A 21,437-nucleotide genomic window follows, 5' to 3' on the forward strand; every position below is an offset into this window, starting at 1 on the left:
CCCCTCGACACCGCCCGCACCGACGCCCCGATTCTGCCCGCAGGCCCCCCGACCCGCCGAACCCACCCACCCCGACCGGCGGATTCCGGCCGCCGGGGCGAGGTACGGACGGGGCCGCGGCCGGACCGGGCGACTCGCGGCTTACTCAAATGTCGCGGAACTCTGGCACATGTGTTCTGGCCTGCAGAGATGACCGTTCTTCGAGATCATCTTGCATAAACCCTGCACAACCGCGCTGGTCTGCACATCAGGCGGCCCTCCCGTGCATGCTTCGGAGCGCCTGACGGACCTTCGCGCCCGCTCCCGCGACGCGGTGAACGTAGTTACGCAAAGTGAATGCGGGATCGGCATGACCGAGGCGGTCTGCGAGGGTGGCGCCCTCCGGCAACTCTTTGTGTCGATGCCGCCGCCACCGATGGCGAGGACCCGTGCCCATTGAGATGACATACCGGTCACGAGGTCCTGCTATGCGACGGGACGCCCATCCACCGGCCAAACCAGGACCTCGTGACCGTCTGGGTCGATCACCCGTAGAGAGCCCGGGATGTCGCGGGGGCCCCGCGGGGTGACCGGCACGTTGTACTTCTCCACCATGGCCGTGATGCGCGCCGGGTCCGAGGTCTGCACGGTGAACTGCAACGGTCCTGCCGTCGGACTGTCCAGGGGGCCCGACATCTCCAACAGGGCCAGCCAGGGCGTCACATAGAGCACAGACCCCCTGTCCTGCACGGGAAGCCCGAGCACCTCGCCGTAGAACTTCCTGGTCTCCGCGAGGTTGCGTACGTGGATGGCCATCCGCGTCACCGTGGCGGCGGGTGGGGCGGGAGGCTCCTGCCGTACGGGGGCCGGAGACCCTCCCCGCTTCACCGCGCGATCCACGTACAGCGACTGGCCGTCGGCGAGGGTCAGGGCGAAGCGCGTGACGTCCTGGCTCTTGCTGTCCAGGCTGTAGTGCCGCACCTGTGTCACAGCGCGGCCGTCGACGAACCGCTCCGTGCTCCCGTCCTCCGCGAGGGAGTTGAGCCACTGGGCCGGATGCGCCTCCGGGCTCTCCTGCTCGGTTGCGTCCGCGGCGGGGAGCGGTTCGATCAACGCGGCGGCCGTGCGCGAGAGGCAGGCCTTGTCCTGTACCTCGCGCATGAGCGGCGCGATCCAGTCCGTGCCGTGCAGAGCGCCGAGCAGCGCGGCGGTCATCGATGCGAGCGTGTCGGTGTCGGCACGGTCCAGGAAGGCGGCCCTGAGCAGTCCCATGGCCGGACGTACGGAGGAACGCGCCGCCAGGTAGCAGGCGGCCGCCGCCGAGACGGTTCCCGCGCCGTTGCGCTGCTTGTCGAAGCAGCCGAGTGCCGCGAGGGTCTGCACGTCGTCGGCAAGGGCAGCCCGCTCCAAAGACGATCGCGCCGTCGCGAGCAGTTCGTCCATCTCGCGAGCGGTGTCGGCCCATGCGGCATCGAACGAACCACCGGTCGCGTCCGTGAAGGCGGCCGACCAGCCCTCGGGGAGGGTCTCGCGCGCGAGGACGGGGTCGCGCCACTGTGGCATGTCGGCCACGGCAAGCACGAGGTCCCCGTACTCGCCGGCGTCCTGCCGGCGGAGCGTGTGCCGGACGGCCAGGGCGTAGACTGCCGCGCCGAGCAGCGCGCGCGGATGCCCGTGGGTCAGTACCCCGTCGGCCACCACGCGCGACATCAGCCGCTCGGGAGTGGAGTCGGTCAGCGTATGGACGGCGTGGGGCGCGATCCTCATGGCCACACCGTTGGCGCCGGCGTTGAAGTAGGCGCCGGCTTGTGCGCGTGGACCTTCCCAAGGACGGGCACCAGCCTGCCAGCTGCGGCACGCGCTGAGTACGGCCCGACCGCCACCGCGCTGGTAGAGCGGCCATGCCGGGAGTTCGACTTCGGTGAGCCAGCTCCGCCAGTCGTCTCCGTGCAGGCAGGCGCGAGCCGTGGCTAGCAGCAGCTGGGTGTCGTCGCTGTACTCGCCCGCTGCTACCGGGTCCCGGTAGCGGGAGTACTGGCCGCCGGCCCAGCGCAGCCACGGGCGGAAGGCGAGAGCCGGGGCTGTGGTACGCGATGCCTGGCCGCCGACGATGCCGCTGCGCTGCTCCTGCGGCCAGCCCAGGGCATCACCGATGGCCGCTCCGAACAGCAGGCCGCGGGTACGGTTCAACAGGTCTGCCGGCTTCTGTCCGGTCACCGGGTCATCCCATCACTCTGCGGTGGCACCCAGACGGCCTCGTCGAGGGGAGGCCCGTTGCGCACGCGGCTGCTCAGTCCGTTCTTATCAAACAGCACCGGCTCTACGAGCCAGGTCAAAGGCGGTACTTCTGCCTTGAGGAGGCGGAGTCGCGCAGGCTCGTTGGCCACCGCCTCGTGGCTGGGCATGGCGACGGCCAGTACGTGTCTGAGTTCGATGGGTCCCGGTACCAGCACCTCCGCCTGCAAGTTGGTGGCGGCCCCCTGGAGATGGCCCGCTCCGCGGGGCCAGCCGTCGCTCGTCGCGGCAAAGAGTTCCAGCAGCGCGTCAGGGCCCGGACGCAGCCGCGCACCGCTCTGCTTCGCCGCGTTGCACGGCGCGAAGAGCGTGCCTTCGCGCAGGGCCAGCTCCACGTCCAGGAACAGGCAGATCCAGTCCGGGTAGTTCTGGTGGTCGGGCTTCTGCCGAGCCTGCGCCAGGTAGTAGCCGTTGGGGAACTGGAAGGTGCAGCAGACCTTGTCGGGCTGTTGGTCGAACCGCTGGCGATCGGTGGGAGTGAACTGCTCCGGTGCCGTTTCCGCGAGGTCCTTGCTGCTGCGGATCGCCCCGTCGCGCAGGATGTGCGGGAAGCTGCGGGCCGGTGTGAAGTGAGCGAGCCGGGTGGCTCTGCTCCGTCGCAGCGCTTCGGTCAGGGCGAGGTCGCTGGTACGCGTCACGGCTGCACCTCTGCGTACAGGCCGTCGCCCTCGGGCAGCAGGCGCGTCTTCGTTCCGCTGTAGGTGATGACCAGGTCCGACTTGGCGCGGGTGATGCCGACGTAGAGGAGCTTGGACTCGCGCTCGTCCGCGTCGTCCAGGCCCAGGGCCTTGACCACCTCGGGGAGGGGCACGGTGTCCTCGGAGCAGAAGGGCATCAGGACCGTGTCGAACTCGAGGCCCTTCGCTGAGTGGTACGTGGTGCAGTACACCCCCGGTGCGTAGTCCCAGCGGAACTTCTGGTCCTTGTCGATGCGGCGGACCGCCAGGCCTGCGCAGGCCTCGTCCACATCGGCCCAGGTGCGGCCGAGTACGGCGACCGTCCCCACCTGGCCCAGTTGCTGGGCGGTCGACCGGACCACCGCTATCTCCTGTGCGCGGTCGGCGCATGCGACAAGTGTGGGCAGCGAACCCTTGGAGCGGGGCGCGACCGGTGGCACGAGCTCGTCGGTGCGGCCGAAGAAGGGCAACTCGCTCAGGGCGATGGCGAACTCGGCGATGGCGGTCGAATTGCGATAGTTGTCCTTGAACATCTCGACGCGGGCCACCTTCAGGCCGCAGGCCCGCCACGACATCCCCTGCCCGTAGATCTGCTGGGCGTAGTCGCCGAAGAACGTCACCGAGCCCTCGGGGTCGACGACCTCAGCAAGCGACCGTATCTCCTCCGGGGAGAGGTCCTGGCCTTCGTCGATGATCACGTGCCGGTACATGCGTGGCCCGTCGTCCGCGGCCTGGTGGTCGCGCACGGCGGCAGCCATGTCATGCCAGTCGTACGCGTGACCCGTTGCTGCCCGCTGCAGCCGGTACTCCTCCGTGATCTCCCAGACAACCTTGCGCAGCGAGACGCTCAGGGGCGTCCGGCGGCCCAGCCGGTCAACGACTTCGTACGCCTCCCACGTGCGCAGGCCCATGCCGGAGATCCAGGCGATCTCGTCCTCGAACCATCCGGGATCCCGCTCGAAGAACTTGTGCGCCGCGTATTTCGAGGACACGGCCCTGAGCGCGGAGCGGATCAGCCGCCGACGACTGGGGGACGAGGCGATCGCCTGGCCCTTCATCGCGCCGTGGTGATGCAGGAAGCCGCGGGCGAACCGGCCGTAGGTGCGGATGTGCAGCCGGTCGGTTTCGCCGGCGAAGTGTTTGAGGTAAGAGACGAGAGCGTTGTTGTAGGTCACCAGCAGGGTCCTGCCGGATCCCGCCACTCCTGGATCCGACAGGTACAGCGCCCGCAGCATGGCCATCACGGTCTTGCCGGTTCCCGCCGTACCGAGAACCACGTGATGGCCGGCCGCGGGCAGGTACGCCACGTCCGACTGCCGTCCCACCGGCTCCGGAATCCCCATCCCCACCCCTTCATTCCTGAGGCACCGTCAGCGCCTCTGTGAAGGATGCCTGTTCTGCCCGGATGATCCAGATGGTTTTGCGCCAAGGACCCCGCCCGGATCGGGCGGGGTCCGGATTCCGCGTCCTTCGGAATTAGATGTCGCGGAAGTTACACCGCAGCGTCGTGACCTGAGCGGACGAATCCTCAACCACGCCTGACCGGCTCGGGAGCGGTCGCCGATGGTCGTTGCCGGCTGCCCTGGGCCGCCCTCGGACGGCCCACCGACGGCCCGGCCGGTCTGCGCCCGCGGCGGACTGCTCAGAACCACGCCCGTCCGATCCCCCTGGTGGCACCCGCAGTCGGGGCTGGCACTCCCGCCACCGCTTCTTCCTGAACTTCCCCATCTTTGCTTCAGCTTCTTATGGTCTGGCCTCGTCGGCAAACCGTGCTTCCTAAGCATCGACGACCACAGCAGTCGACTCTCCGGCATAGCCGACAAACATCGAAGGGCTCAGCTAGACCTGAGCCGCGCAACTCAATCATTAGTAGGCGAAACACCTTAAAAGCCATGCAATCTACGTAAGGGTAAATTTCGGATTCCTTCGCGCCGTCATGGTGCCACATCGCACAATGAACACTTCCAGTGACGGCATCAAGGAAGGTCCCCCCTCATGGCTACGCCCCGCTCCGGTCGATGGTATGTGCGAAATATCGCAGTGAGCGGGCTGGCCGGCCGCGAGGAGACGTTCAAATGCATGCTAAATCCGGATGTGAATATCTTCTTTGGTCATAACGGCAGCGGCAAAACGACTCTTCTTCGAATTATTCACTCCGCCCTGTCGGGTGACGCGTTGCAGTTGATCAGCTCTCCCTTCGAGTCTGCCGAAGTGGAAATCTGGTACCCGGCAATCAAGCGTAAGGTGATCAAGAATTTCACCATGCCGAGCGACGAAGAGTTTGAGCTGCTTCGTCGAGACCCGAGTTTTCGGCGCAATGTTGAGAGAATGCCGCCGAGTCAGCGGCGCCAGTATCTGCCATCGAGTGTCACCTGGGAGACAGTCGTGGATGACGACGCAGGGCCCAGAATTCCGCGCTCCTTCGCCCATCGGTATCTACCGACTTCCCGAGTAATTGAAGGTAACGTATCTTCACCCGAAAACTCTCGCGAACTGTCAATGGATGAGTACTTTGCAGACTCAATTCAGAGACTCTGGTCTCGATATTCCGCCGATGTTTTGGGGGTCGTGCGGAAAGCGCAGGAAGACGGCTTGGCGAGAATCCTTCAAGGAGTAATCTCTCCAGCCCAATCGAATCCGGAGAGGACGCTAGACCTTGATCCCGACATGGCTTTCCAGCGGGTAGAGAGGTTTCTCAGGCGCCAAGGGTCACCCCATTTGCTCCAAGATAAGGAGACGTTCGATCTCCGGTTTGCTTCCGAGCGTCCGTTCAATCGTGTAGTACTCGAAATTAATGAGGTGGAGGAGCAGATCGAGAGTGCCCTGCTCCCCCGCACAAAGCTTGAAGCCCTGGTGAGTCGTCTAATCTCCGGGCCGAAGCAAATCAGTTTCGAGAATAGCCAGATTAGGGTGATCACCAAAAACGGCCGAGAGGTCTCCCTTGACAGGCTTTCATCCGGGGAGAAGCAGGTGATTAGGATCCTCGTGGAAACTCTCTGGGCTAGCGGGCACCCACTGATCATTGACGAGCCGGAATTGTCGATGCACATCAACTGGCAGCTCGACCTGCTGGAGTCCATTCAAACCATCGACGAAAGTACGCAAGTAATCGCGGCTACGCACTCGCCGGAAATCATGGCCAACATCTCTGACGAAAAGATCTTCAAGCTTTGAGCAGACTGACGCATTCCCCAGGTGGCCTAGTACGTCGAATGCAAATGGCGGACCCACAGTTCTTCATCTTTGTGGAAGGCAGGAACGGCGACGAGTACGTTCATTCAAACAACTGCGACTTGGCCTTTTCGGGAATCCAGGTTCAGTATGAGGTGATCCGAGCAGAGCAGATCTCTGGGGTTGGCAGCGGGAAGACTCGCCTGTTGGCCCACTATGAGCTGCTGACACAGAGTGGTCAGCTGATCAGCAGCCTAAAGGGTGAGGTGGCTGTAGCTGTTTTCTTCATGGACAAGGACTTGGATGACTTGAAGGGGATTCAAATCGACTCTGAGCACGTCATTTATACTTCGTTCTATGACGTGGAGAACCACATATTCGCGGAGGGTGATCTTCGGCGTGCCGTCGCGGCCGCATGCAATCTCTCGCCTCAGCGTGTGCGTCGAGAGTTGCCGGCAGGAAACCAGTGGCAGGCGCGTATTGCGGGTTACTGGAAGGATTGGGTTCGCCTGTGCTTTGCGGCGAATATTTTGAAGCTCCACGGCGAGTCTAACTACGGCCGCCCCTCGCCTCTCAATCCAGACCCGTGCAGGCCTCCGGATGTTCATAGGGTCGAGGCTTTTGAGAGAAGGTCGCATGCGATGGCCAGGAAAGCAAACCCTAACGGATGTGTCGAGTGGAATGCAGCTAGGCAAAAGGTGGATTCGCTTTACAGGGCTGGCCTGCAAGACCAAGCGTTCAAAGGGAAATGGTACGCCGAGATTCTAGCGCAATGGCTTATCGATCTAGACCCAAATATCGACAAGCGTGCGCTTGCCGCTAATTTGGTCAAGCATATGGCTGCGACGATGAAATTCGATAGCGAATGGTCGCGCGGCGTTCAGAAGAGGGTTCGCAATCTGGCCGTAAAGGCTGGCCTTGAAATCCCGGTCCAGCGGCGTGAACCGGTAATTGATAGCCTCCTGAGAGATTCCCCGGGTGTAGGCTAGCTTTCCTGAAAGGTCTAGGTCGGTGGAGCGTCTTTGGGGCGTGATCATGGCCCCGTAAGTGTCCGGTGTGTCGGGCAGTCTGTGGATCTGCCCGGTAAAGCACGACGTTGGGGCCATGATTTTAGAGGCTCGCCCCAAAGGGGCTGCCTAAAGTCGTGGAGCCGACGGCGCCAACCACAGAGGGTTTCACCGCCCATCAACTCTGCCGTCTGGCGCGCGGCTGGCTGCCGGCGGTCGGGCTGGAGCGGGGCAGAGGCAGGGGCGACGGTCGCGCTCGCCGCGCTGTGCGCGGCGGGTGCCTTGATGAAGCAGGGAAACTTCCCTTGGCGGACTCCGACCGTCTAGAACCGGCTTGGTTTGCTTTGAGCGTTCATAGGATTGAGAGCGGTCTGGCAGTCGACTGCTCGGCAAATTTTCCTCTAGAACCGCTGTCCTCCCCATTGAAGGGAAAAGGAGCCCATGACCGTTATGCTGCCCGCCTCATCGCTGTGCATGAGGTGTGGAACCAAGCTGAGCCGTGGCAACACGGATACCGTGTGCAGCCCCTGCCGTCGCAGTGTCGGTCCTGCAGCCCCAAGTAGCCCGGTACAAGCCGCATCAGCGGCCGCCTCGCCGCACTGGCTTGGTGGTGAAGTTGAGCGGAGTGCTCCGCCTGACGGCTCGAACCTTGCCGACGTGCTCAAGGCGTATCGGGCGCTGCACAAGCTGAAGCAGCGAGACCTTGCCGACTTGCTCGGCTATGACCAGTCGTACGTCTCCTTACTTGAACGTGGCAAGCGGACCATCCGGGACATGGTCGAGCTGCGTCGTCTCGCTCATGCACTGGCGCTGCCCGAAGACGAGCTCGGACTCCTTCCGCCGGCCGATGCCGCGGTCACGGTCGGGGCGGCCACCGGCGGCCCAGGCGAGCGGAGTCCGCTCGCGGCCGTGGACGATCAGCGGCGTTGGCGTATGACGCGCCGCGAACTGAATCGCCACCGGGCCGACCTTACGCAGGCTGCTGCTCGTCTGTACCCCGACGTCTCCCGTGCGGGAAACAGTCCGGTGCTCACCCGGGATTCGTGGATGTGGCCCGAGCCGATCGACTTCACGGACATTGAGCTGGCCTGGCTGACGCAGGCCAGTCCGCCGGAGATCAGTGGGCGGGAAAAGAAAGCGGAGGGAGTCCGACCCCTCGCGCCGCACGGCGCCAAGTTCGATCGCTATACCCAGGCAATTCGGATGATCGACAGGCCGTCGCTGTTCGTGAACCGGCCGAGTTTCCGTCTGCTCGACGTGGGGCGAACGGAAGGCCGTCCCAAGCTGTCATTCGGCTACACGACCTACTTCGACATGGCCGACATCTGCGAGGGCGTGGCACACGAGCTAGCGAGCGCATGGCTGAAGACGGGCAGCGACCCAGCGTGGATCGGTAAGCCAAGTTGGGCTGAACTCCCGTTCCGGACGCTCGTCGGAGACCCGTTCGATCTGGCCCATCGGGCATTGCTGCCATCCATCGACACTCTGACCATTCGTCTTGGGCCCGATGGGGCGTCCTTCCCGCTCCACCATCGGTCCGCGAGCAACGTTGCTCTGGCTGGAGGGACGTACCACGTGATGCCGGCCGGGGTGTTCCAGCCGTCTTCGGTCATGCCCTGGGACCAAGCGAACGACTTCAACCTCTGGCGCAACGTCCTGCGCGAATACGCCGAGGAATTCCTCGGGGACCCCGAAGCCGACGGCAGTAGCGGGGAGCCGATCGACTACGACGAAACGGAGCCCTTCCGTACGCTCAACCAAGCTCGGCGCGAGGGCAAAGTGCGCCCGTACTGCTTCGGGATCGGTCTGGACCCACTCACGCTTGCAGGCGAGATCCTGAGCGTGGTGGTCATCGAGGCGGAGGTGTACGACTCAGTCTTCTCCGGCATGGTGTCCCGGAACTCCGAGGGTGCCGTCGTGGCAGGCAACGCCAGCGGGAGTGGCGCGGGAATCGAGTTCACCGAGTCCAACGTCCGGCGTCTGCTGGACAATGAACCTCTGGCGTCCGCGGCCGCCGCGTGCCTCGACCTGGCGTGGCAGCACCGCGGGCTCATCCTGGGCTGAGAGGCAGATCAGTGCGCGTACTTGTGACCGGTGCATACGGGTTCGTAGGCAATGCGGTCGTGCGGCGGCTCGCCGAGGCGGGTCACGACACCGTGGCGCTCACCCATCGGCCGGCGGACGCCCCCGTACCGGAGCTGCCCGTGTCTCGAGTGTTCCGAGGCGACATTCGTGACGGGGACGCCCTCAGGGAAGCTCTTGAGGGGGTCCAAGGCGTGTGCCACCTAGCGGCTCTCACGCGGGTACGGGAGTCCTTCGAACGCCCGGAGGAGTACGAAGCCGTCAACGCCGGCGGTACGGTGACCTTGCTCGATGCCCTGGCCGCCGCGTCTGCGGGCTCACAGGCACCGACAGTTGTCCTCGGCTCGACTGCTGCGGTCTACGGAGCACCCGAGCATCAGCCCATCGGCGAGGACACCGTTCCGGCTCCGAGCAACCCGTACGGCACGTCGAAGCTGGCCGCTGATAGGGCGCTGCAGGCTCGCGCGGAGACAGGCGCGATCAAGGCGGTAAGCCTTCGGTGCTTCAACATCTCGGGTGCCGTCAGCGGAAAGGGCGATGCCGACGAGAGCCGGATCATCCCGAAGGCCGTGGCGGTGGCGGCTGGCCGCTACCCGCAGCTCGAAATGAACGGCGACGGCGACGCAGTCCGGGACTTCGTGCACGTTGACGACCTGGCGCGCGCGTACGTGATGGCGCTTGAGGCCAATACCCCTGCTTCCTGCCGGGTCTACAACGTCGGTGCCACCCCGGCCAGCATGCGGGAGATCGTGGCCACGGTGGAACGGGTTACGGGCAGGGGCGTGCCTGTGCTGCACCGTCCCCCGCAGCCCGAGCCGCCGCGGCTGGTGGCGGACATTTCCAGGATCACCGCTGATCTGGGGTGGAAGCCGGAGCGCTCCAGCCTTGAGCAGCTGGTGAGCGACGCGTGGTCCGTCGTATCTGCCGACAGTCACTGAGACTTGGTCAGGCGGTCCTTGACGCTCGCGGGCAGATCGGCGAATGCCGCCTGCCAGCGGTCAAGGGCCGCTTCGCTGTGCGCGGTACTGGCTCCACCCTTCCCCAGAGTCTCGCGTAGGGCTGCTTCAACCTCCATGCCTGCTTGCAGCAGCGGCAGGGCCCAATCCGCGGCACCGCGTGAGTGATCTGCGAGTCGGGGCGGGAACTGGGCAAAGACCCCTTTGCCTTGGTGGCCGACTACGTATCCCTCCGCCCGCAGGAGAGAGACGGCGTTCTTCACGACGGTGCTTGAGGCGCCGGAGCTTGTGATCAGATCCTGTGCTGACGGCAGGGGAGAACCGTCCGGGATCTCGCCGCTGCAAATGCGTTCCCGCAGGTCATCGGCCAGCTGAAGGTATGCCGGCTGCCCTCGAAACTCTGTCACGGGGAGAGTCCTCCAGTCGGGGATGTCGTACCTAGTACACCAGTCTCCCCGTATCCATTCCCCATGGGCAGGTCGAGCCACTTGCCAACATAGTGCACTAGGTGCACCATGTTGAGCGGAGGGCAGCGCGGACGTGCCGAGCCTCGTATGACAAGCCGTCATTCGATTCCGGAGCTCTACGCGGAGAGGCTTGTCAACAAGCAGGGCCGCCACGGAAACGGCGGCTCAATCGCTGAAGAACCACTCATGAGGGGCCTTCTTTGGGCTGCTCTGAGCTGCGCAAACGCTCAACGCCAACTCAACAGCGTGATCCACCGCAGCAAGACGGCCGTGACCGCACCGGCTGAGGCGAGTGGAGACCAGCCGACCGAGAACGGGCCCGCGTCACAACCGAGCCCAACACCCCGTAGGGGGACACGCCATCGGCTCTAAAGATCCGCACGGCCAGACATTGGCTGCGACGACTTCCGGGGACTCGGACCGCCCCCGGAACGAGCGATGCCGTGCGAAGCCCAGTCCGCCCCTCACCAATGACCACGGTCCTCGACGCCCGACTCTGCACTCCGGGCGTCGGCGGCCGCGGCTGTTCGTGGAATCGAGCAGTCGCTTCAACGAAGTGCGGCCCCGGTGCTGGAACACCGGGGCCGCTGCGAGCCGTCCACCTGCTAGGGAGAACACGACTCATGAAGCTCATCGTTGCACGTCAGAAGCCCGTTACCGTGCTGCCGCCGGATCTGGAGCCGCCGGATGCGGAGCTGGATGCGATCGAGACCGAGATGCTGGTCATCTCGGCCGAGGTCGAGTTGCTGGACGCGCTGATCGCGCTGTTGGACCGGCCGGCGTCGGAGTTCGACGCCCGTCGGATCCGGCGGGCGTACCACCGCGTGTTGGCCGCTCGTCGGGACCTGGCCAACCGGCAGGGTCCGAAGGAGGCGGCATGAGCGCCGGCCGGGCCCTGACCCGACCGCAGAGGATCGTCCTCACCACCGCATTCGTGCCGATGCTTGCCACTGGTACGGCCGGCGGGGTCGGCACGTTCTCCAACATCAAGGGTGCGTACGGTTCCGGGACCGCCCTCGGCGCGGTCGCCGCGGGCGAAGGCGCCACCACCGTTCTCGCCCTGGTCCTGCTCGGCCTGACCATGCTGGGGCAGGCCTCGCCGCCCCTGGTACGGGCGGGGCTGTGGCTACTTCCGGCCGCCGCCTCCGTCATGGCTGCGATGGCCGCAGACGGGCCGGGCCGTACGGTCATCTACGCGGTGACGCCGATGGGCATGTGCGTGTCCGCGGAGGGCATGGCGTTTTTGGCTCGGCGGATCGTGGTCCACACCGACGGCCGGGACGCTGAGGCCGAGCACCGGGCCGCCGCCGTGGTCCGCTCGCTGGCCTACCACCGTGCCCGCGCTGCGAACCACCCCGACGAGAAGATCCGCGCACGCTCCGAGCGCACCTCCTGGAGGCTCGCCCGGAAGGTCGGCACCGGGGATGCCTCCCTCGGCACGCGTCTGCTGGACGTGCAGCGCGAGCGGGTCACCACGGGTGCGGATGTCGCGCTGGCGGACATGTTCGCCGTGGCCGTCACACCCGAGCGTCACGCCGTCACGGCCCCCGTGACGCCCACCCTTCCCCCGGCCCCGGAACCCGCTTCGGCGGTGGTCGAGGCTGAGGCTGTCACGGTGTCCCGTGACAGGGAAGACACGCAGGTCAGCACCCCGACGCAGGAGGCTGAGACGGACGGCGTCACGGGGGCCGTCACGCCCGTGACGCTGGACGAGGTCGCGGCCGTAGCGGGCGTACCTACGCCTCTCCCGGCCGAGCCGCTCACGGACGTGCAGCTCGTGGTGGTGCTGCGCCATCTGCGGTACTCGGATGATCCTCCGCTGTCCTACCGGCAGGCCGTCACGGCGTTCCGTGACGCCGGGTTCGTCGGCGGTGAGCAGCGGATCCGCACCGCCTGGGGCGCGCTGATGTCCCAGGAAGAGAGCGCCCCGTGAGCACGCTCCCGGTCTACCCGTGGCGGCTTGCGCCGGAGGGGCTGGCGACGCGTCGGCAGCTGCGGGCGGCCGGGTTGCGGCCCGGTGGTCAGGACGTGGTCGCGCAGTTGGAGCGGCCCCGCTACCGGCGCGGCCCGCTGGTCGCCTTCCTGTACCGCGTGGACGGTGCCCTGCCGGTCCGGCCGATGACCGTAGCCAAGCGCGCGGCCCTCGTCGCGGCGAATACGGCCCGCCGCACGTGCCCGACCTGCCACCGGGACGCGGGCTACGTGATTCCTTCCCGTCTGGGCGAGTGCGTGCCGTGTGCGTTCCCCGACTCCGATCCGTGCACTGCCTGAACCCTCTCCGTCTTCGTCAGGAGTTCTGCTGTGTCTCGCCGCATGCGGCCGTCGGCCGCTTCCACGATCCACATTCCACGTCAGCGCGGCGGCCGGCGGGAGCCGGTCATCCTCGTCGTCAGCTCCGAACCGTCCCTGACCCTGACCAGCCGCGCCGCCCTCGCGGTGGGCCGGTGGGCGTGGAAGCACCGCCTGGCCTGGGCCCCCACAGCCATCGCCACCGTGCTGCTCGTCGTGACCGGGGTCGTGCACCTGATCGAGCCCCGCACCGCCTGGTTCCTGGCCGCGCTCGCGCTGGCCCCGGCCGGCGTGTGGGCGTGGAGCATGCTGCGCCGCCGTCCGACCTCCCGGCAGGCCGTCCTCTGGCGGGCCCTCCTCGCCGCGTTCACGACCGCGGTCGCCACGTGGTTCGCGCTGGCCGTGTGGTTCGCCCCCACCCACCCGACCCTGTTCACCGCCTGGACCGTCCTGACCCTGGCCGCGCAGGTGGCCTGGCTCGTCGCCCGCCGCATGACCCTCGTGTCTGAGAAGGAGAGCGCCTGATGGCGAACACCACCAACGCCGCCGGATGGAAGCCTGGCGGCCAGCAAGCCCGGACCCAGCGGACCTGGTCCGCGCCGCGGGCTGGTGCCAACGGTTCCCAGACCAAGGTCAACAACAAGACCTTCTCGCCCGGCTTCACCCTGAACGTCAACGCGGGCGGCCGTGGCAACAGCGGCGGCCGGCACGCCGCCCCGGCCGGGGGCGGTGGGCAGGGTGGGGGACGGTCGCAGTCGCTGTTGCCTGCGCCGGAGTTCAGCTCCCCGGCGCAGGTCCGGCAGTACTGCAACGCCGTTCGCGCCGCTGGGGTCGCCCTCTCCATCGAAGTGGCCATGGGCGCGGAGATCCTCAAGGCCACCCTGGTCCAGGTCCCCGACCCCGACGGCCGCATCGGTGGCTCCCGCTTCCGGGCCGCGAAGGTCGCGCGGAAGATGCAGCGCGCCGCCGACGCCCTGCGCGACGCGGCGAAGAACGCCGCCGCCACCTACGCCTCGTTCCAGCAGGAGTACGAGGAAGAGATCAACCGTGTCCGCCACCGCGCCCGTCCCGCCGCAACGCCGCGGATGGACTGGGGTCAGCTCTAGAAGGGAGTGAGTCATGGCCACGACTGAACGCACCACCGTTGAGCAGCAGTACGAAGACCAGCTCCGCGGCTCCTCCGACGGCAACGGCATCACCGCCTACATCCTGCACCGCGCCAAGCCCCACCTGCCGCCCTGGCTGTGCGCTGGCGGGCTGGGGCTGGCCGGTGCTCTGGGCAGCGTCCAGTGGGAGGGCAGCGCCGCGGCCGGCGTCGGCCTCACCCTCGCCTCCGTCGCCCTGACCGGCCTCACCTGGTGGGCCGGAAAGGCGACCGGTCAGCAGCGGCGCCTGCACTCGGCCATCACCGTCGCCGCAGGCTCCGCCTGGCTCACCGGCGCGTGCCTGGCCGGACCCACGGCCGGGGCCCTGCCCGACCTGTACCTGATGGGCGCCCCCGCGCTCGCTCTCTCCTGGAACATCCGCATGGTCTTGCGCCGCAACGTCGACGGCACCGCCGCCGGCGGGACGGACAAGGGCCTGCTGGAGAAGGTCGGGCTGGCGCGGGCGCAGATCGGCGCCACGTCGGTGGAACCCAACCGTGTTACCGCGAAGATGGCGCTGGAGGCGGGCGAGCAGACCAACGAGGACGTGGCCCGGGTGTTGCCGCGGATCGCGTCCGCGCTGGACCTGCCCAAGTCCGCCGTCCGCTACATGCCCGACCCCGACTCCGCCCGCCGCGGCGAACTCGTCATCGTCCCCGAAGACATGCTCGCCCAAGTCGCGGAATGGGAAGAGCCGTCCAACCTGGGCGGCTCGATCGTGGATCCGCTGGTTATCGGCCGCTACGACGATGGCTCGCCGCTCGTTCTGTGGCTGCCTGGTGATCCGGAGATCAAGCGCAACGCCACGCATGTGCTGATCGCTGGCGGGACCGGATCGGGCAAGGGTGAGACGGCCCTGAACCTGATGCTGGAGATCCTCTCCCGCCGCGACGTCCTCCTGTGGGTGTCGGACCCGAAGATGTTCCAGGACTTCCGCCCCCTGCTGCCCGGCATGGACTGGGCCGCAGAGGGCGGACCCGACACCGAGGTCATGGTCGAGGCCATCAAGGCCGTCATCCCCGCACGCACGCGCTGGCTCGGCGCCCACTCGTACCGGCAGTGGATCCCCGCGGCCGCACAGCGGCAGACCAGCCGGGATCACACGTGCCGGCCGGACGGGCGTCCGTGCGGGTGTGAGGGGATGCCGTTCCTGGTCACCTGGATGGAAGAGGCCGCCAACACCCTCCGCCTCATGGGCGACGACGCATTCACCGGGATCGCCCAAGAGGCCCGCTCCGCCGGCGTCACCCTGATCGTCTCGCTTCAGCGGCCCTCCTACGACCAGATGTCGACCTCGACTCGGGCGTCTCTGCCGTCGGTGATCGCGCTCGGCTGCGACCCCCGCGATGAGGGGTTCTCGCTTCCGGACGTGGTGATCGATGCGGGGGCGCATCCGGGGGCGTGGGGGAACCGGCGGCCGGGCTACTGCTACGTCGTCTCACCCGGCATCCCCGAGGACCGCTACCCCTCCCCGGGCCGCACCTTCGCCATCCCCCACACCGCCACCCCCACGATCGAGGCGCTTGCCCGGTGGGCGCAGGCCCACGGCGCCACCGCCGACCCGGTCACGGGCAGCGCGGCGCGGGCGGTGGCCGGGCAGAACTACACCGGCCGCACCGCCCCCGGCGCCGCGCCGATCCTCCGGCTGGCCGTCGAGGAGGAGGGCGTTCGGATGGAAGCGGAATCCGGTGGACTGCTCGTGGACCCGGAGGATGCGGGCATCGACCCTGACGCCGACCTACCCGCCGGGGAGGAAGGCGACGACGTTCCGTTGTGGGAGTCGCCGGGGCACAAGCCGTCGCCGGAGGAGGCGCGGGAGTTGTTCGCGGACGCGCTGGATGACTTCGAGAGCGCAGGTCGGATGGTGGTGGGTCCGAAGGACTTCATGGACTGGTGCGACCGCCATCATCTCTCCCGCCCGTGGGTCTCCGCGCGCCTCAAGGACGCCGCCCTTGACGGTCGGTTGGAGCCGACCTCGGCCACCGGCCGGTGGCGGATCGTCCCCACCCTCAAGATCGCCTGACACCTGACACCCCCTGACAGTGTCAGGGCACCGTGACACCCAAACCCCTAGGCAAACCCGCCGTCACGCGGCCTGACACCTGCCGTCTGACACCTCCTGACAGTCCCGTCTGACACTTCACCCACCGGGCCCGCGCCACCCACCATGGCGCGGGCCCGACCCATACCCGGGAGGCATGCACATGCCCCACGAACCCGCCATCCACCACCCCGAACCCATCACCCGGCAGCCCGCCCCGGCCACCACGCCGGTGCCGCTCGTACCCGTCTTCCCCGAGCAGGCGGGCGTCGCGCTGGTGACCCTGCCGGACGGGACCCGCACCCTCGCCTACACCCACCCCGTCCCCGCAGAACCCGCCCCCGTCCCGGCGCGGGCTGCGGGGGTTCCGGGGTGGGCGAAGACGACCGCGCTCCTCGCCCCGACCCTCGGCGGAGGCATCGGCGCGGCCGGAATCGGAATCTCCTACGCCGCCCCCGGAATCCTCGCGATGGCCGAAGCGCTCTGGGCGGCCGTCGCTCTCATCGCCGCCGGCGGCACCGTTCTCCTCCTGGGCCGGAGTCGACGTGCGCCAGCCTCCACGCACATCACGCAGCACATCACCGCGACCGGCTTGTTCGGCCGAGCCCGAGGCACCATCCACCACGGGTAGCCGGGCATGGCCGCGTACCGGTACCTGAACTGGGGCGATGCCAGCCACTACGACCGGACCCGGGACCTGCCGTGCGTGCTCTGCGGCAGGCCCACCCCGCTCCGCTCCCACACGGCGGAGCCCGTGCACAAGGTGTGCGCCGAGGACTGGAACGCGGGCAACCCCGACCAGCCCCGCCGCTACACCCTCCCCGCCAAGGACAAGCCCCAGTACGACGTCGGGACTTGGCGCTTCCACAACGACGGGCTCAACACAGCGACCCCGCGCCGGACCGCGGTCACCGAACTGCGCCCGCCCGGACCGGAGGACGGGCCCCTCGACCTCTTCGCCGCCTGACCCGAACCCCACTGAGGAGAAGCCCTATGGGCCGCACCACCCTGCCCTTGAGTGAGCGCATCGCGGACGCCGCCGCCCTGTTCGCCAGCAAGCGCACCGTCCGTTGCCCGCACCCCGGATGCCGCGTGAGCGTTCGCTACCGCGCCGTCACCCCGGAGGAAGCCCAGCGCCTCACAGGCCTGGCCACCGACCACACCCGCCACTGACAGGCCGAAGGCGGCCCCGCCTCGACAACCGGGCCGCCCTCGTCTTCCAGCACGCTCACGAACTGGAGACATCCAGCATGACCCATCCCATCCACGTCCCGCCGCAGGGCGGAAACATCAGCCTGTGCACCGGGTCCGGTGCGCTGGACCTGGCCGTGGAAGCCGTCACCGGCCTGTCTACGGTCATGGTCGGCGAGAAGGACCCGGCCGCGTCCCGGCTCCTCGCCGCCCGTATGCCCCATGCCCACAACCTGGGTGACCTGACCGGGGTCGACTGGGCGGCGTTGTCCGTCTCGCTGCCGCGCCCGGTGACGCTGACGGCCGGGTTTCCCTGCCAGGACATCTCCAACGCCGGACCTCGGGGAGGAATCGCCGGTGACCGCTCGGGACTGTGGAAAACCATCGCCCACGCCATTCGCCACCTTCGACCCCGCCTCGTGTTCCTGGAAAACGTCGCCGCCATCCGAAGCCGCGGACTCGACACCGTCGCCGCCGACCTGGCCGCGATCGGGTACGACGCGCGGTGGATGTGCCTACGCGCTGGAGATCCCGAGGTCGGAGCCTGCCACCGGCGCGACCGCTGGTTCGCCGTCGCCTATCCCGCTGCTGAAGACCCCCACCTCACAGCTCGGACGGAACGGGGGACCGCAGCACCCGGACAAACGCAAGGCCGGCGGGCACGGGCCCACGCTGGAGGACGAAGTGGTCTTCTTGCTACCCCCGAGCGGCCGCTGACCCTGCTGCCCACCCCGGCCGCCGCCGACGGCACCGGCGGCCCCGGCACCTCCCCCAAGCGCAGGGGCGGGATGAACCTGCGCACGGCGGTGACGCTTCTGCCCACCCCGGCGGCCCGGGACTGGAAGTCCGGCGCCTCCAACCTCCTGGACACCAACTCCCGCCCGCTGAACGAGGTGGTGGTCAACCTGCTGCCCACGCCGAAGGCCTCGGACGGGCCGCACGGCGGGCCGAACCAGCGCGACCGGGCCGGACACTACTACCTGCCCGGCCAGGCCGTCCGCCTCGACGGCGCGTGGCTGGCCACCAACGGCACCGACTACAGACCCGCCATCCACCGCTGGGAAACCGTCCTCGGACGCCCCGCGCCGGAGCCGACCGAGCCGGGCACGAAGGGCAACCGCCGACTGTCCCCGGCCTTCGTCGAATGGATGATGGGCGCCGCCCCCGGCTGGGTCACCAGCCCGGACCTGGGCCTGTCCCGCTCCGACCAGCTCAAGATCCTCGGCAACGGCGTCGTCATCCACCAGGCCGCACACGCCTACCGCGCCCTGCTCGCCACCCTCACCACCGTGGCCGCGAGCCCGGCCGCGGCCCAGCTCGCCCTGGACATCGCCTAGATACGCCGAGGGCGGCCCCCGTCTCGCCAAAGTCCGGGGCCGCCCTCATCCACAACCCAACAACAGATCTGTGGAGGTCTCCAGCATGACCCATACCGCCCCCTCCCCGCAGCTGCGCGCGGCACTCGGCCTCGCCGAGCGGGGCATCCCCGTCCTGCCGCTGCGGGCCGGCAAGGGCCCCATGGGCAACTGCGCCGCCTGCCAGAAGAACGCCTGTGGCGGCCGGCCGAACATGCAGACTCCCGGCCCGTGCACCTGCCCCCGCCCCTGCCACGCCTGGGCCGCCGCCACCACCAACCCCGCCGTCCTCGCATCCGCCCCGTGGGCTGGGGCCTGGCGGCAGGCTGCCGCGGTGGCCTACCACCCCGGCGGCGCCAGGCTCACCGTCGTGGACCTGGATCACTCGGACGCGGTGGCCTGGGCCCACGCGAACCTGCCCGCTACCCGGACGGTGGTGACCACCCGCGGGGAGCACTGGATCTACCTGGGCACCATGCGGTCCGTGAACGGCGTGCGGGACGGCATCGACATCAAATCCGCTGCCTCCTACGCCCGGTGGCGCGGAGTCGGCAGCGGCACGCCGCGGCCGCTCCCGGACGCCGTCCGCGCACTGGCCGACAAGACCCCGGCTGTCGCCCGCGCGGCCTCCGGCACGGTCAGCGTGGCGCGGCCGGCCGGGGGCGGGGAGTGCCCGCACCGGTCGCCGGTGTACCTGGAGCGGGGGATCGCGATGGCGGAGCGGCAGATCACCACCGCACAGAGCGGGGTGCACGCGATTGTCTACCGGACGTTCTTGGCGGTGCTGTCCGCGCACGGCCGGTGCGGCTGCCTCACCGAGGCCCACGTCGGCCGGCTGTTCACCGCTGCGCAGGCCAAGGGCGAGTCTCTGCGGCACTGCACGACGGCCTGGTCCAACGCCTGTGCCGCTCTGGGGATGTGACATGCCCGAGGACGAGAAGAACCCGGCGGCCCGCGAGGTCATCACCGACTACGCCCAGGCCCACTTTCGCTACTTCCGCACCGTCGACGGAACCGTCTACGCCCAACGCAACGGCCACCCCGTGGCCCGCCCGATGCGCTCCCAGGGCACCGCCGGAAGCCACCGGCAGGAACTCATGGTCGGCCTGTTCAACGACGGCCGAGGCGTCTTCAACGGAACCGCGATGAAAGAGGCACTCGACTTGATCGAAGCACTCGCACTCACCCAGGACGTACAGCCCGTCCACATCCGCGTCGCTCCCGGCTTCGACGGGGCGACCTGGCTGGACCTGGGCCGCGACGACGGCCAGTCCGTCCGCATCCACCCCACCGGCTGGGACATCCGCATCCCCGACCCCAGGGAGGTGTGCTGGCGGCGCACTCAGCTCACCGGGGAACTCCCCATCCCGGCAAAGGACACCGACGGCAAGGGCATCGACCTGCTCATGCGGCTGGTCAACTTCTCCAGCGCCCAGAGCGAGGGCCTGGCCTTGGCCTGGCTCGTCGGCTGCCTTGGCCCCGACGTCCCTGTCCCCGCCCCCTTCCTCACCGGACCCCAGGGCGCCGGCAAGTCCACCGCCGGGAAGATGCTCCTGCGGATCATCGAAGGCATGAGCGCAGACCTGCGCCGCCCGCCCAAAGACGAGGAGAACCTGATCACCGCCGTCGCCGCCGGATGGATCACCGGCCTGGACAACCTCTCCCACCTCGGCCCGGACCTGTCCGACCTCATGTGCTGCATCGTCACCGGTGGCGAGAACGTCAAACGCGCCCTGTTCACCGACGGCGATGTCGTCCGCGCCCGCTACCGCCGCCCCCTCCTCCTCACCGGGATCGACGTCGGCGTGATCCGTCCCGACCTCGCCGAACGCCTCCTGCCCCTGCGCCTGGAACGCCCCCGCGTGCGGCGCACCGAGGAGGAGCTGTGGGCCGAGTTCGCCGAGTCGCTGCCCGTGATCCTCGGCTCCGTCCTCGACCTCGCCGTCAGCGTCCGCGCCGCCCAGGCCGACATCCCCACCGACCTGCGCATGGCCGACTTCGCCCACCTGTGCGCACAGCTCGACGCCGCCCGCAGCCTCGGCGCGCTGGACTCCTACCGGGCCAGCCTGGACGACCTCAACGACGACGTCATCGAGGGCGACCTCCTAGCCCAGACCGTCCTCAAGCACGCCGCCGGCAACGCGCCCGGCACCGAGGTCCGGATGACCTCCGCCGAGTGGCTGCACGGCCTTACCCAGCTCTACACCGGCGACGAGTTCCGGCCCCTGCCCAAAGGCTGGCCTACCACCGGCAAAGTCCTCTCCGACCGCCTCAAGCGCCTCCAGCCCGTCCTCGCTGCCCGCGGCGTCCTCGTCGACTGGGGCCGCACGAAAGCCGCCCGGTACATCGAAATGACCCGGCCCGAGCCCTCTCAGGACGAGCAAGAGCAGCTCTCCTAACTGCGCGCCGCACGTGGGGCCCGCACAAGCAAGAGGAGCACCCCGGCCCGGCGACGGGCGGTGCTCCTCTTGCACTTCGGCGGCCGCGCCGCCGCCCAAAGGGCGTGCCGCTACGCGGCTCGTTCTTCACGCTCGAAGGCGCGCACAACAACAGACACAGCGCCTCTCTTTTCCTAAGTAGAAAGACGCTGCGTCACCTGCGTCACTGGGGCACCGAAAACCTGCCCTGACCTGCGCTGACAAGGGTGACGCAGAGCCCCAAATCCTGCGTCACCTCGCGTCACCTGCGTCACCCCGTGACGGACGCCTCCGTCACCGATGACACAAGCCTCGGCATCCTGCGTCACCCATCTCCGCAGGTCAGGGTCTCGAATGACGCTGAT

The 21,437-nt window shown here is 68.1% G+C and carries 20 protein-coding genes; 16 read left to right on the plus strand and 4 right to left on the minus strand.

Annotated elements, in window-relative coordinates:
- Positions 1-465 precede the first annotated feature (465 nt).
- Genes ACS04_RS18165 through ACS04_RS18175 form a run of 3 tightly spaced genes read right to left on the minus strand, consistent with a single transcriptional unit; the run spans position 466 to position 4,294 of the window.
- Complete coding sequence (locus ACS04_RS18165; RefSeq protein ID WP_048477672.1) at positions 466-2,196, minus strand: ADP-ribosylglycohydrolase family protein; 1,731 nt, start codon at positions 2,194-2,196, stop codon at positions 466-468.
- Positions 2,193-2,912 (minus strand): DarT ssDNA thymidine ADP-ribosyltransferase family protein, encoded by a 720-nt coding sequence (locus ACS04_RS18170; protein WP_048477673.1) that lies wholly within the window; start codon positions 2,910-2,912, stop codon positions 2,193-2,195. The genes ACS04_RS18165 and ACS04_RS18170 overlap by 4 nt, the downstream gene beginning before the upstream one ends.
- Positions 2,909-4,294 (minus strand): 3'-5' exonuclease, encoded by a 1,386-nt coding sequence (locus ACS04_RS18175; RefSeq protein WP_048477674.1) that lies wholly within the window; start codon positions 4,292-4,294, stop codon positions 2,909-2,911. The genes ACS04_RS18170 and ACS04_RS18175 overlap by 4 nt, the downstream gene beginning before the upstream one ends.
- A 652-nt stretch (positions 4,295-4,946) precedes the next feature.
- On the opposite strand from ACS04_RS18175, the gene ACS04_RS36330 reads away from it, so the two are divergent.
- From ACS04_RS36330 to ACS04_RS18190, 4 genes are all read left to right on the plus strand, one after another.
- A complete protein-coding gene (locus ACS04_RS36330; protein ID WP_078864917.1) occupies positions 4,947-6,125 on the plus strand; it encodes an AAA family ATPase in 1,179 nt (392 codons plus the stop codon).
- A gap of 44 nt (positions 6,126-6,169) precedes the next feature.
- Complete coding sequence (locus ACS04_RS38200) at positions 6,170-7,111, plus strand: hypothetical protein (protein WP_158977322.1); 942 nt, start codon at positions 6,170-6,172, stop codon at positions 7,109-7,111.
- 675 nt (positions 7,112-7,786) lie between these two features.
- On the plus strand, positions 7,787-9,193 hold the full coding sequence (locus ACS04_RS18185) for a helix-turn-helix domain-containing protein (RefSeq protein WP_048477676.1): 1,407 nt from the start codon (positions 7,787-7,789) through the stop codon (positions 9,191-9,193).
- An 11-nt stretch (positions 9,194-9,204) separates the two neighbouring features.
- The gene (locus tag ACS04_RS18190) at positions 9,205-10,149 is read left to right on the plus strand and encodes an NAD-dependent epimerase/dehydratase family protein (RefSeq protein WP_048477677.1); all 945 of its coding nucleotides are present in this window, start codon (positions 9,205-9,207) and stop codon (positions 10,147-10,149) included.
- Here ACS04_RS18190 and ACS04_RS36335 read toward each other — a convergent pair.
- Positions 10,143-10,574 (minus strand): GntR family transcriptional regulator, encoded by a 432-nt coding sequence (locus ACS04_RS36335; protein ID WP_245236432.1) that lies wholly within the window; start codon positions 10,572-10,574, stop codon positions 10,143-10,145. The genes ACS04_RS18190 and ACS04_RS36335 overlap by 7 nt on opposite strands.
- A 683-nt stretch (positions 10,575-11,257) precedes the next feature.
- Between ACS04_RS36335 and ACS04_RS18195 the strand changes: the two genes are divergently transcribed.
- The 12 genes from ACS04_RS18195 (at position 11,258) to ACS04_RS18250 (ending at position 21,054) form a co-directional block, all read left to right on the plus strand.
- Positions 11,258-11,515, plus strand: a complete 258-nt coding sequence (locus tag ACS04_RS18195) for a DUF6284 family protein (protein WP_048477678.1) — start codon at positions 11,258-11,260, stop codon at positions 11,513-11,515.
- Positions 11,512-12,567, plus strand: a complete 1,056-nt coding sequence (locus ACS04_RS18200; RefSeq protein WP_048477679.1) for a hypothetical protein — start codon at positions 11,512-11,514, stop codon at positions 12,565-12,567. The genes ACS04_RS18195 and ACS04_RS18200 overlap by 4 nt, the downstream gene beginning before the upstream one ends.
- Positions 12,564-12,905, plus strand: coding sequence for an RRQRL motif-containing zinc-binding protein (locus ACS04_RS18205; protein ID WP_048477680.1), 342 nt, complete (start codon positions 12,564-12,566; stop codon positions 12,903-12,905). The genes ACS04_RS18200 and ACS04_RS18205 overlap by 4 nt, the downstream gene beginning before the upstream one ends.
- Positions 12,906-12,935: 30 nt before the next feature.
- Positions 12,936-13,448: a hypothetical protein gene (locus ACS04_RS18210; RefSeq protein ID WP_158977325.1), complete on the plus strand. Its 513-nt coding sequence runs from the start codon at positions 12,936-12,938 to the stop codon at positions 13,446-13,448.
- Entirely contained in the window at positions 13,448-14,029 is a 582-nt protein-coding gene (gene traA, locus ACS04_RS39355; RefSeq protein WP_245236433.1) for a plasmid transfer protein TraA, read from the plus strand. The genes ACS04_RS18210 and traA overlap by 1 nt, the downstream gene beginning before the upstream one ends.
- A gap of 13 nt (positions 14,030-14,042) precedes the next feature.
- Complete coding sequence (gene traB / locus ACS04_RS18220; protein ID WP_048477682.1) at positions 14,043-16,091, plus strand: plasmid transfer protein TraB; 2,049 nt, start codon at positions 14,043-14,045, stop codon at positions 16,089-16,091.
- 181 nt (positions 16,092-16,272) lie between these two features.
- Positions 16,273-16,740 (plus strand): hypothetical protein, encoded by a 468-nt coding sequence (locus ACS04_RS18225; RefSeq protein ID WP_078864923.1) that lies wholly within the window; start codon positions 16,273-16,275, stop codon positions 16,738-16,740.
- 6 nt (positions 16,741-16,746) lie between these two features.
- Positions 16,747-17,076, plus strand: a complete 330-nt coding sequence (locus ACS04_RS18230) for a hypothetical protein (protein WP_048477684.1) — start codon at positions 16,747-16,749, stop codon at positions 17,074-17,076.
- A 26-nt stretch (positions 17,077-17,102) separates the two neighbouring features.
- Entirely contained in the window at positions 17,103-17,282 is a 180-nt protein-coding gene (locus ACS04_RS18235) for a hypothetical protein (protein ID WP_048477685.1), read from the plus strand.
- A gap of 77 nt (positions 17,283-17,359) precedes the next feature.
- Positions 17,360-18,637, plus strand: a complete 1,278-nt coding sequence (locus ACS04_RS18240) for a DNA cytosine methyltransferase (protein WP_048477686.1) — start codon at positions 17,360-17,362, stop codon at positions 18,635-18,637.
- Between the two features lie 85 nt (positions 18,638-18,722).
- Entirely contained in the window at positions 18,723-19,577 is an 855-nt protein-coding gene (locus ACS04_RS37525) for a bifunctional DNA primase/polymerase (protein WP_048477687.1), read from the plus strand.
- Position 19,578: 1 nt separating this feature from the next.
- A complete protein-coding gene (locus ACS04_RS18250) occupies positions 19,579-21,054 on the plus strand; it encodes a hypothetical protein (RefSeq protein WP_048477688.1) in 1,476 nt (491 codons plus the stop codon).
- Positions 21,055-21,437: the final 383 nt, after the last annotated feature.

The organism is Streptomyces roseus (assembly GCF_001044425.1).
Taxonomy (GTDB): domain Bacteria; phylum Actinomycetota; class Actinomycetes; order Streptomycetales; family Streptomycetaceae; genus Streptomyces; species Streptomyces roseus.

Bases quoted from the DNA above. Each gene is read 5' to 3' on its own strand.
- ACS04_RS37525 (WP_048477687.1), top strand. From the start codon at position 18,723: ATGACCCATACCGCCCCCTCCCCGCAGCTGCGCGCGGCACTCGGCCTC.
- ACS04_RS18250 (WP_048477688.1), top strand. From the start codon at position 19,579: ATGCCCGAGGACGAGAAGAACCCGGCGGCCCGCGAGGTCATCACCGAC.
- ACS04_RS18195 (WP_048477678.1), top strand. From the start codon at position 11,258: ATGAAGCTCATCGTTGCACGTCAGAAGCCCGTTACCGTGCTGCCGCCG.
- ACS04_RS18235 (WP_048477685.1), top strand. From the start codon at position 17,103: ATGGGCCGCACCACCCTGCCCTTGAGTGAGCGCATCGCGGACGCCGCC.
- ACS04_RS18240 (WP_048477686.1), top strand. From the start codon at position 17,360: ATGACCCATCCCATCCACGTCCCGCCGCAGGGCGGAAACATCAGCCTG.
- ACS04_RS18230 (WP_048477684.1), top strand. From the start codon at position 16,747: ATGGCCGCGTACCGGTACCTGAACTGGGGCGATGCCAGCCACTACGAC.
- ACS04_RS18200 (WP_048477679.1), top strand. From the start codon at position 11,512: ATGAGCGCCGGCCGGGCCCTGACCCGACCGCAGAGGATCGTCCTCACC.
- ACS04_RS18225 (WP_078864923.1), top strand. From the start codon at position 16,273: ATGCCCCACGAACCCGCCATCCACCACCCCGAACCCATCACCCGGCAG.
- ACS04_RS36330 (WP_078864917.1), top strand. From the start codon at position 4,947: ATGGCTACGCCCCGCTCCGGTCGATGGTATGTGCGAAATATCGCAGTG.
- ACS04_RS38200 (WP_158977322.1), top strand. From the start codon at position 6,170: ATGGCGGACCCACAGTTCTTCATCTTTGTGGAAGGCAGGAACGGCGAC.
- ACS04_RS18175 (WP_048477674.1), bottom strand. From the start codon at position 4,294: ATGGGGATTCCGGAGCCGGTGGGACGGCAGTCGGACGTGGCGTACCTG.
- traA (WP_245236433.1), top strand. From the start codon at position 13,448: ATGGCGAACACCACCAACGCCGCCGGATGGAAGCCTGGCGGCCAGCAA.
- traB (WP_048477682.1), top strand. From the start codon at position 14,043: ATGGCCACGACTGAACGCACCACCGTTGAGCAGCAGTACGAAGACCAG.